The sequence below is a fragment of the Paenibacillus sp. 01L418 genome (genome assembly GCF_056400045.1).
The window spans coordinates 1-11,169 of the sequence record NZ_JBFTSN010000204.1 but is presented as its reverse complement, the minus strand read 5'-3'; the positions used below and the strand labels follow the sequence as shown (position 1 = coordinate 11,169).

Annotated in this window: 7 protein-coding genes; all 7 read left to right on the top strand. The window is 44.5% G+C overall.

All coding sequences use genetic code 11. The features are described from left to right. On the top strand, window positions 1-1,260 hold a 1,260-nt coding region (locus AC1DSE_RS21125), incomplete at its 5' end, for an S-layer homology domain-containing protein (RefSeq protein WP_477528144.1). 199 nt (window positions 1,261-1,459) lie between these two features. Next, window positions 1,460-2,935 carry a glycoside hydrolase family 53 protein gene (locus AC1DSE_RS21120; RefSeq protein ID WP_477528143.1) on the top strand — a complete coding sequence of 492 codons (1,476 nt, stop codon included), beginning with the start codon at window positions 1,460-1,462 and terminating at the stop codon, window positions 2,933-2,935. Window positions 2,936-3,150: 215 nt separating this feature from the next. Beyond that, complete coding sequence (locus AC1DSE_RS21115; RefSeq protein ID WP_477528142.1) at window positions 3,151-4,866, top strand: sensor histidine kinase; 1,716 nt, start codon at window positions 3,151-3,153, stop codon at window positions 4,864-4,866. 20 nt (window positions 4,867-4,886) lie between these two features. After that, window positions 4,887-6,527, top strand: coding sequence for a response regulator transcription factor (locus AC1DSE_RS21110; RefSeq protein WP_477509083.1), 1,641 nt, complete (start codon window positions 4,887-4,889; stop codon window positions 6,525-6,527). 103 nt (window positions 6,528-6,630) lie between these two features. Continuing rightward, window positions 6,631-8,328, top strand: a complete 1,698-nt coding sequence (locus tag AC1DSE_RS21105) for a type 2 periplasmic-binding domain-containing protein (protein ID WP_477509082.1) — start codon at window positions 6,631-6,633, stop codon at window positions 8,326-8,328. A 335-nt stretch (window positions 8,329-8,663) separates the two neighbouring features. Beyond that, the gene (locus tag AC1DSE_RS21100; RefSeq protein WP_076267739.1) at window positions 8,664-9,524 is read left to right on the top strand and encodes an ABC transporter permease; all 861 of its coding nucleotides are present in this window, start codon (window positions 8,664-8,666) and stop codon (window positions 9,522-9,524) included. 82 nt (window positions 9,525-9,606) lie between these two features. Then, on the top strand, window positions 9,607-10,485 hold the full coding sequence (locus AC1DSE_RS21095) for a carbohydrate ABC transporter permease (protein WP_076267451.1): 879 nt from the start codon (window positions 9,607-9,609) through the stop codon (window positions 10,483-10,485). Window positions 10,486-11,169: the final 684 nt, after the last annotated feature.

Sequence of the window (11,169 nt, the reverse complement as noted above, 5' to 3'; positions counted from 1 at the left end):
GTGACATCTGGAGTAACGATTGTGCTGGAAGCAGAAGCTGGACCGTCACCAACACCGACGACACCAGTGGATCCAGAACCAACACCAACGACGCCGGTGGAGCCAACACCGACACCGGCCACACCGGTGACACCGCAGCCGACACCAACAGTGCAGGCGGGGAATGTTGATTTGAGGCAAGGGCTGAAGAATGATAAGGATCATTCAATCACAGTAACCGCGATGCCGACAACGGGAGCTTTAGGCATCATTGCGAATATGGCTGCAAAGCAGATGACAGAATTAGCAAATGAAGGACTGCAAGCGGTTATTTTCAAAACTGGCTTTGCAACGATCTCGTTCGCACCTGACCTGTTCAAGGATGTGATCAACTCAGCATCAAACAACGTACAATTTTCAGCTGCTAAAGTGGATGTTTCAGCCTTATCCAATGAAGTGAAGAAGGCTGTAGGCGACCATACGGTTTATGATTTTAATCTTACCGTCGATGGGGTGAAAGTTCCTCATTTTGATAAGAACAAGGTTATCATCGAACTTCCTTATACGTTGCGTCAAGGAGAAGAGCCTCATAACGTTGTTATTTTTTACATCAACGAGGATGGTAAGCTGGAAATAGTGAAAAACGCGATATATGATGCTGCGAAGGCGACAGTTACTTTTAGTCCATCGCATTTCAGCAAATATGCAGCGGTTTACAAGGCTGTTTCATTTACCGATCTAGCTAAGGCTGGATGGGCACAGCAGAGTATCGAGTTCCTTGCGGCAAGAGGCATCATAAGCGGATTTGAGGATCAAACCTTTAAGCCGACAGATGCCGTAACAAGAGGACAATTCCTGCATATGTTAATGGGGATTTTGGATACAGCAGCTAAGGGAGATGGACCAGGCTTCTCGGATGTTAAAGAAGGAGCATGGTATGCAGAAGCGATCATAAACGCTCAAAAACTCGGTATTGTGAAAGGCAAAGATGACGGCAGCTTCGGTGTGCATGATATCATAAGCCGTGAAGAAATGGCTGTTATGATGTACCGTGCTGTAAAAGCAGTCAACGTAAAGCTGAGTAATCTAACAAACGTCGAAGCTTTTGCTGATCAAGCGCAAATAGCTGATTATGCTGTTGAAGCTATTCAACAGATGCAGCAAGCCGGTTTAGTCAACGGAGTCGGGCAGGGTGTATTTGCACCAAAAGGCCATGCGACAAGGGCACAGGCTGCTGTTATTTTAGAAAGATTGTTTCAAATGATGTATTCTGCCCATTAAATAGTTAGATAACAAACAGGGTATATCCTTAGACGGATATGCCCTGTTTTTATTGAAAAAGCCGTTTATTCGTTCACTCATCATGCGTAATCAAACGTATGGTTGAAATAGCAACCAATATGTTGTGAATATGCCCTGTATGGCGTGGAATCGGTTTGATACGATAGCAAAGAACGATTACGAATGAAATCGGAGGTATATGATGTATTTTTCTTTTGAGACAAACCAACGGGCGGACTGGAGCTTGTTTTCTAACGGCAATCAAGTCGCAGAGGGCATCCAGCAGGATCATCCGTCGTCTACTGAGTATCTTATGCTTCAACATACCGCTTCTTATTGCTCAGCGGCGTCTAGGACTGTTGAAAAGCTTGAGAACGGCTATTATACATTGACAGCATTGACGCAAAACAGCGGAGGACAACAAACCTGCTATATTTTTGCGGAGGCTGTAAGTGGTGAGACTCGAATAACAAGTCTTCCAGTATCATCAGAGTGGATACCTGTTATTATACGAGGCATAGAAGTAAGGGATGGAAAGTGCACCATTGGTCTCTTTACCGAAGGGAACGGCGGGAATTGGTGTAAGGTGAAATCGTTTGAGCTTGTGAAAAGTGATGAGTCCTATGAGCTGCTGAAGGGCGGGGACATCTCCGAGATGCCGCGGATTGAGGAAAACGGCGGTATTTATAAAGATCATCATGAACCGATGGACGGCCTTGAAATATTGAAAGCTTACGGGCATAACATTGTTCGGATTCGACTATATAATGATCCTGGAAACAAAGACTACTGGCCTTCGAATCAGCTGGACGCTAGAGGTTATCAGAACGAGGAAAGAACGCTCGCTTTAGTAAAAAGAGCGAAGGACATGGGATTCCAAATTCAATTCTCTTTCCATTACAGTGATTACTGGACAAATGGTTTGGCTCAGCACAAGCCCCATAACTGGGAAGGACTTTCTTTTGCGGAGCTGAGAGAAGCTTTATATCAATATACACGAGCCTTTATGACGCGTTTGGATGAACAAGGCACAGCTCCTGAGTATGTATCGCTTGGCAATGAAATACAAGGCGGCATGTGTTATCCCGATGGTGCTATTGCGAATTGGCCGCAGCTGGCTGAGCTTCTAAAGGCAGGTTATCAAGCGGTGAAGGAAGTATCTGAAACGAGTAAGGTCGTTATTCATTTGGACGGCGCGACTGAGGATGAGAAATACGAGCAGTTTTTTGGCAATTGCGAGCGGTATGGCGTTCCCTATGACATTATCGGACCATCTTATTATCCGTTCTGGACACAGGCATCGGTTCAGCAGCTAGTAGCCTTTTGCAATAAGCTGATCGCCAGATTTGATAAGGATATTTTGCTCATGGAAGCGGGTTTTAACTGGAGCGCGGTTACGGGTGCCGGCATGCGAGGACAGCTTGAGAACAATGGGCMAGAGCCGTACGAGAGTACGCCAGAAGGTCAACGTGATTTCATGTATTCTCTGATGAACGGCATTAAGCAGGTAGATGGGGGAAGATGCCTTGGCGTGCTCTACTGGGACCCCGTCATGATTTATGTACCAGGCGTAGGCTGGCAGAAGGACGCTCCTAATGTGGTCGATAACACGACGCTGTTTGATTTTGAAGGAAACGCGCTGCCCTCCATGCTTGCGTACAAATATAACAATTAACGTAAACGAAAGAACCGGGATGTCGGAGTGAAAACCGATATTCTGGTTCTTTTTTTGAAAGAATAGAAATGTTGTGCAATAAAGTGGTTGTAAAAACATAACATACATTTCGATTTTACGGGTTGAATTGAATGGAATGTCCACGTATGGTGAAGAGGAAGAAAATGATTATTAAGTAGCAGCCCAAATGACATCCAGCAGAGGTGCAAAGCAATATGCCTAAAATTAATTTATTTACTAAAATCGTTGCTCTAATCATCATTATGCTGGTTCCGATTATGCTGCTCTATTTCTACTCTAATAAGACCAGCACCGACATTCTTGGTGAGGAGCTTAACAAGTCGAATACGAATCAGCTCCTATTCTTTCAGAATCAAGTCAATACAAGCATCGACTCGATGGCCCTTTGGCCTGACTTATTGATACAGGATCCAGATATTTCGTCGCTTCGCGATATTTTTACGGAAATGCCGGAGCTGAGTCTGGGCATGATTACTTTGATCAAAAGAATTCAAACGAAGCTGGCCATTCAGCAAAATTCATCGAAATGGCGAAGCAGCCTTCATATCTATTCACCRATACTCCATAGAGATATTTCGGATAATGACGTTGTGCTTTATGACGACGCCGATTTGAAAAAAAGATTAAAGCCTGGCTGGCAAGTGAAGGCCGCTGAAAATAATGAATTTGTTTTCTCTCGTTATGCGGTAACACCGTATTCCAGTTACTTGGACCCAAGCAGCTCGAACCTGGTCATTGAGGTGCAGTTTGACAGCTCGAACATTAAAGATATGCTGGACAAGTTCAAGAGCGATGGCCGCCGAGAGCCATTTTATTATTTGGAAGGCGTCGGCGTTATTTATAATCGCTCGGCAGATAAGGAACTGACGAACAACGTGATCCATTTGTTGAAGCAACAGCCGCTTCAAGACTTGGAAAGCCGGACGATTGATTTGGGCGGGGAAAAATATTTGGTCAATATCGTGAAGTCAGAAACGATTGGTTGGCATTTGATCGATTATATTCCGATTTCCGAAATCATTCGGCCTATTCAAAAGACAAATCAATTATTTTATGTATCTTTGGCAGGCTTATTGCTGTTATGCTGCATCGCTGCTTATCTTTTATATGCGCAGGTACAGGTTCCTATTAAGCATCTCATCGTTGGTTTTCAAAAGCTGAAAAATGGTGATTATTCGGTTCGAATGAAGCCGCGCGGCAGGAGCGAGTTTGGTTTTCTTTATACGCGCTTCAACTTAATGGTCGCTCAAATTCAAGAGCTGTTTGAAACGGTATATTTGGAAAAAATTCATGTGCGGGAAGCACGTTTAAAACAGCTGCAATCACAAATCAATCCGCATTTCTTCTATAATTGCTTCTCGTTCATCTCGAGTATGGCCAAGCTTGAAAAGAATGAAGCAGTCGTTGCCATGTCGCATCATTTGTCCAACTATTACCGTTATACGACAAGGCAGGAACGCGATCTTGTTACGATGTCAGAGGAAATTAATTTTGTGACCAGCTATTTGGAAATTCAAAAAATGCGCATGCCGCGACTGCTGTATTCGATCAGCTTGCCTGCGGATATGCGCCATCTTGAAATTCCGCCGCTGATGCTGCAGCCGCTCGTTGAGAATGCAGTTATTCATGGTATTGAGGCATGGACGGATGCATCTATTATTCAAATAACGGGAGAGTGGCATGAAGAAGGAGCACGGCTTGTCGTAGAGGATGACGGCAAGGGAATGAGCATGGAGGATATTCTTATCCTTCAGCACAAAATGCAAAATCAAATGGATGAGCAAATGGGCTGCGGGTTATGGAATGTTCATCAGCGCATGCACTTAAGATTTCGCGGATCAGCAGGGGTTAGCTTCTCATCCTCAAATCTTGGAGGTCTAAAAGTCACGATTACTTGGTCACCAAGCTAGATAAAAAAAGGGGTTTTCAAATGATTGAAATTTTATTGATTGATGATGAGTCGTACGTTACGGGAAGCTTGGAGAAGACTATTCCCTGGCTCTCGATTGGCGTAAAAAGCGTGTATCAAGCGACATCTGCCTTTGAAGCGCTGGAGCTTCTTGAAGAAAACTCAATAGATATTGTCGTTACCGATATTGCGATGCCGGAAATGAACGGGCTTGAGCTTGTTCAAGAGATCAGCCAGCGCTGGCCTAATATCAAATGCATTTTGCTTACAGGGCATTCTGATTTTCAATACGCCAAAAAGGCCGTTCAGCTGCAAGCATTTGATTATATATTAAAGCCGGTAAATGACGATGAATTTGTGAAAACGATATCGGGAGCAATCGAAGCGTTAAAGGATGAATGGGAGCAGGCAGAGAAATATCAACAGCTGCTGTATGATCGCAAATCTGATTTCAAGGTGCTGCGCGCCAATTTTATGGTCGACTTGGTATTAGGCAGACAGCTTTCGCCAAAGACGATTAAAGAGAAGCTGACGCAATACGAAATTTCTCTTGAGATAGAACGTCCAACTGTCATGATGCTCGTCCAACTGGGCAAACAATTTTCACATCTGGATTATAGCTCTTCCTCACTTATGGAGTTTGCCGTAGGGAATATAGCGGAGGAGTCGTTTGCTCAGCATTTCCATGTATGGCATTGCAAAGCGCCGCATGAATATTTGCTTATTATGGCGCAGCCTAAAACGGAAGCTGGCGAGAAATCAGAATTTAGTGTGGAAAGCCGCAATTTACGTAAAACGATACTTGCCGAAGCAACCAAGAAGCTTCGTACAAATGTGAGCAACTATCTCAAAGGAGATATCTCCATTGTCGTTACGGATTGGTTCGAGTTTCCAAGTGCGATTACGACTGCGTATCGTTCAGGCCTAGGAGCGATGTTCATGATTGCAAATGAAGAGCAGCACTCTATTCATTATTTGGAGGATCGCTCGGGCAAGGACAACACTTTTGTTAAATCAATGGAAAGCTTATATAAGCCGCCTACGATGATAACCTTGCTGGAGTCGAAGCGCTGGGATGCGGTAGAGCAGAAAATTAAAGATGTTTTTGCCGATTTGAAAAATACAAGATTCTCAAGAGAGCATCTATACGAGGTATACTTAGCGCTTACCAATGCTTTTATGTATATTACGCATAGACAGGGCCAATACGTATCCCAAATCAATGAGCTGGGTATCGATTTTATTTTGGATCAAACGGTTGTACTATCGCCTGATCGGCTGGAGGATTGGTCAATTGGCGTATTGCATAAGCTGCAAAGCGTGCTTTCAGTGAAAGAGGAAAGCTCCAAAAGCTTTATCGTTAAGCAGGTACAGGAAATTGTTGCGAACAACCTTAGCTTAGATACGACTGTAAAAACGATTGCTGATCGCGTGTTTCTTCATCCGGTTTATCTCTCGAAAGTATTTAAAGCGGAAACGGGAGAAAGCTTAAGTGAATGGATCATCGGAATGAAGATGGAGCGGGCGCTTTATTTGCTGAAAAATACGAACAAAAAAATATATGAAATAACGAGTGAGCTTGGTTATCAGAATCCGCAATATTTTAGCAAAACGTTCAAAAAATATTATGGTATGACACCTCAGGAGTTTCGCGAACAGTAAAGTGGTTGTAAAAGGTGCTGATATGTTCGCTTTGTGTCATAGGCTGAAATTGCCCCTAAGCCTATAATTAAGCATGTAGAACATAATCATGAGGGGGATTACAATGAATATGAAAACAAAGAAACGGTTCACGTTCATGCTTTGTATGCTTCTAATCGTATCAGCCATCATTGGCTGCTCGAACAGCGGCAACAAGGCAGAGCCGTCGAATAAGCCAAGCGACAACACTTCCGCGGGCAATGAGGAAAACCCTTACAAAGAGAAATACGATCCGCCGGTTACGATTTCCACTGTATGGGGAGTAGACCCTGCGCTAACCTTCCGTGAGGGAGAAACGATTGAAAACAACGTGGCAACAAAATGGGCGCTCGATACGCTTGGTATTAAAGTAGATTCCCTTTGGTCAGTGACGGATACAAATGGAGCATTTGCAACAAAAATGCGCCTTGCGATGTCTTCAGGGCAAAAAATGCCCGATGTTGCTGTCGTTGGCGACAAGCTGCTGGCACAAGATCTAATTGACTCCGGCATGTTCCAAGACGCAGGCGAGCTGTTCGATAAATATGCCGGCGAGAAATGGAAAGCGGCAATGAATCTTGATACCAGCGTATGGAATGCTTACATGCGTGATGGAAAACGAATCGGTATCCCTTTACTTGATTATGCTTACAACAACGACTATGTGCTCTGGATTCGTCAAGACTGGATGGATAAGCTTAATTTGAAAGCTCCAAAAACGATTGCTGAGCTGGAAACGGTAATGGAAGCTTTTAAAAACAATAATCCACAAGGATTGTCGCCAGAAAAAGTTGTTCCACTAAGCGTTGGCTTTAAAACGTCGATGAACACTTGGATGGGTGACCCATCATGGGTATTTGGCGCATATGGCACACTTCCAGCACAATGGAATGTGGCAGCGGATGGAACTTTGGAATACGGTTCTACGAACGCAGGCATGAAGCAAGGTCTAATTAAACTTAAAGAATGGCGCGACAAAGGTTATATTCCGAAAGAAGCAGCACTATGGGATGAGAATAAAACGTCTGAACCAGCTGTAGCTGGAACAGCAGGCATTATCCCTGGACCTTATTGGATGAGCGGCTGGCCGCTGCTGGATACAGCAAAAAATGCTGAAGGCGCAGTATGGAAGCCTTATGCGATTCCAACTGGTGAAGACGGTAAAGCAATGCGTCATGGCACTTCCTTTGTAAATGGCGTTATTCTGATCAATAAAGATATGAAAAATCCAGAAGCTTTCTTCACTTATGAGAACTATCTATTCGAAAACCTAGCTGACCCGCAAGAAGGAAGCCCGTTCGAGCTAGGCGCTTTTGAAGGTTATGATTACGCTCTTGATGCTAGCGGCAAACCGCTGTACTTGGATGATGTTCCAGGCGGTGCGATTACGGCTCCACTACGTTATTTCATTGTACGCGACGGTGCGCGTATTCCTGATGCACAGTTTAAAGCATTGCTTAACCTAGCTGAAGGCAAAGAAGCAAAAACTTATCGCGAGAAGGAAGTTGTTGCGCAGTACGGACCGGAAACGGCGCTTGCGGCAACTGTCGTTATGGAGCAAGATGCGATTTCCAAGAAAGATATGTTTGTAGGACCTCCTACCAAAACAATGAAATCACGCATGGACTATTTGAAAAAAATTGAAGCTCAAACGTTTAACGAAATCATTTATGGCGCTAAACCGGCTGAAGCTTTTGATGAATTCGTAAAGAGCTGGAAGTCATCCGGCGGCGACGATATGACGAAAGAAGTTAATGAGTGGTATGCTAGTTTAACGAAATAAGCTTGACGAAATGCGGTCCCTGAGGGGCTGCATTTTTTTGTGTTATGCAGCAAGCTGAATTCACATGTTGGATGGCAAAAGTGGTTGCATTTGTGCCATGAATGTTGGGTTTGTTAGCTACTTCAATTTTTCCGTCGCTGATATAATTTTTATATAAGGAACGCGATGCATACGTGCCGTGAAAGGCTGATTGCGTTCTGCATTTCATCCAGCGGGAGGAACAAAACATGTCTCAGCAGCAAACAATTCAACAAGATGACATTTCGGTATCTGTTGTCAAATCAAAAGGAAAACCGCTGTTTTATTACCTCATAAAGCAATGGCCATTCCATCTTATGGTGCTTCCATCCCTCGTCTTTCTAATCATCTTCGCATACTTGCCAATGGGTGGACTTGTAATGGCTTTTCAGGATTATAAACCATGGCTAGGCCTGACAGGCTCGGAATGGGTTGGACTGGATCAGTTCCGCTATTTGTTCGAGAGGCAAGACAGCCTGCAGGTGATCTGGAACACGCTAATCATCGCTATTTTCAAAATGGTACTGAATCTTTTTGCTCCATTCGTATTCGCTATTCTTTTAAATGAAATTAGAAAACAGCTTGTCAAACGTTTTGTACAGACGCTAGTCTATTTGCCGCATTTTTTATCTTGGGTTATCTTGGGCGGCATTCTTACGGATCTTCTATCGACGGAAGGCGGGCTGGTGAACCGTCTCCTAACAGGAATATTCGGAATCGAGCCGATCTTCTTCCTAGGCGATGGCGACTGGTTCCGCTTCACCGTTATCCTCTCTGATGTATGGAAAGAGTTTGGCTTCGGTACCGTCGTATTCCTTGCAGCGCTCGCCAACGTTAACCCATCGCTTTACGAGGCAGCAGAGGTGGATGGCGCAAGCCGCTGGAAGCAGACGCTTCATATTACGGTTCCGTCGATGATTCCAATTGCTATTGTAGTCGGTACACTGGCGCTCGGAAACGTGCTGAATGCGGGCTTCGATCAAATTTTCAACCTTTATAATTCATTGGTTTACGCGAAGGGCGATATTATTGATACGTTTGTATACCGCACAGCTATTTTAAGCGGCGAAATGGGCTTTGGTACGGCAATCGGATTGTTTAAATCGGTGATCAGCTTTGTCTTAGTCGTTATCTCCTATCGCCTTGCTTACAAACTAGCCAATTACAGAATTTTTTAAATAATATAAGCAAGATCGCGAAACGAGTTAGCCGTCTGAGGACGCGATGGCCGTTTACGCTAGCCAAAGGAGGACCTGCCGAATGTATCATAAATCACCATCCTATCGCGTTTTCAACACGTTTAATACGATCCTATTGATCGTTCTTGCCCTGCTATGTGTGATTCCGCTGCTGCATGTGCTTGCCGTTTCGCTAAGTGCAAAGGCGGCTGCGGATGCTAATATCGTCGGTCTATGGCCAGTCGATTTCACGTTGGATGCTTACCGAAAAACGACAAGCAATCCAATCTTTCTAAACTCGATGTGGATCGCCGTTCAGAGGACGGTAATCGGAACGCTATTGACTTTGTTGTTAGCCTTCTTGGCAGCTTATCCGCTATCCAAAGAAAACACCGCATTCCGCGGCAGAAATATTTATGCATGGCTGTTCGTATTCACGATGCTCTTTAATGGGGGACTTGTCCCGTTTTATATGGTCATTCAAAAGATTGGCCTTATGGACAACTTTTGGGTACTCGTCCTTCCAGGAGCGGTTAATGTCTTCTTAACCATCCTTATGCTCAACTTTTTCCGCGGAGTACCCAAGGAGCTGGAGGAAGCAGCGCTCATTGATGGAGCAGGTCATTTCCGTACATTGTTCAGCATCTATCTACCCGTTTCGTTGCCGGCCATTGCAACGCTCGCTTTGTTCAGCATGGTCTTTCATTGGAATTCATGGTTTGACGGCCTGCTTTATATCGGAGATCCAAAGCGTTATCCGCTGGCCACATTCCTTCAAACGGTTATCATCCAGCGCGATATGAGCTCGATGAGCATGAACCCAGCTGATTTAGCGCTAATCTCACAAAAAACAGTGAAATCAGCCCAAATCTTCATCGGCGCTCTCCCGATACTTATCGTATATCCATTCCTCCAAAAGTTTTTTGTCAAAGGATTGGTAATGGGTTCAGTAAAAGAGTAATCGAGTAAACACAACATGCACTCACATCCCACCAAAACAGAGGGGCTGTTTCAAACGTAGATTTATCTACGCTAGGAACAGCCCCTCTGTATTTCTGTGTTTTATTGATGAAGTTTAAGCAGAGCGACGCGATTGCCAACTCTAACGAACCCAGTAGCTCTTATTCAAACGTTTCGTACTAGATTAATAATCTAACGAACCTCAGTATCGTTATTTCGGGAAAAGTAACACATATCACCCCAAATAACATGAGATAACGTCCCTAGGGTTCGTTAGAACTTTAGCAAAGTAGTTTTCAGCCAAATAAGCATCAAACAGTTCCTTAAAGAAGTAATCAGCGAATTATACACCCAAAGTAAAGCGTGTCCCAAAGGGACGAAAGCGTTCCAACGCAAACGCAGCAAAAGAGCGCATGGCTAGCTTTAGCGTTAGTCCAATTGCGGGTGTCCAGAGGGCGCAGCCCTTGGGGCCCACCCTTGGAAGGGAGGGTTTGGGAGGGTTCGAAACGCTTTTGAAGTTTGGTTAACAAGTAATCAGCGGGTTATGCACCCAAAGTAAAGCGTGTCCCAAAGGGACGAAAGCGTTCCAACGCAAACGCAGCAAAAGAGCGCATGGCTAGCTTTAGCGTTAGTCCAATTGCGGGTGTCCAGAGGGCGCAGCCCTTGGGGCCCACCCTTGGAAGGG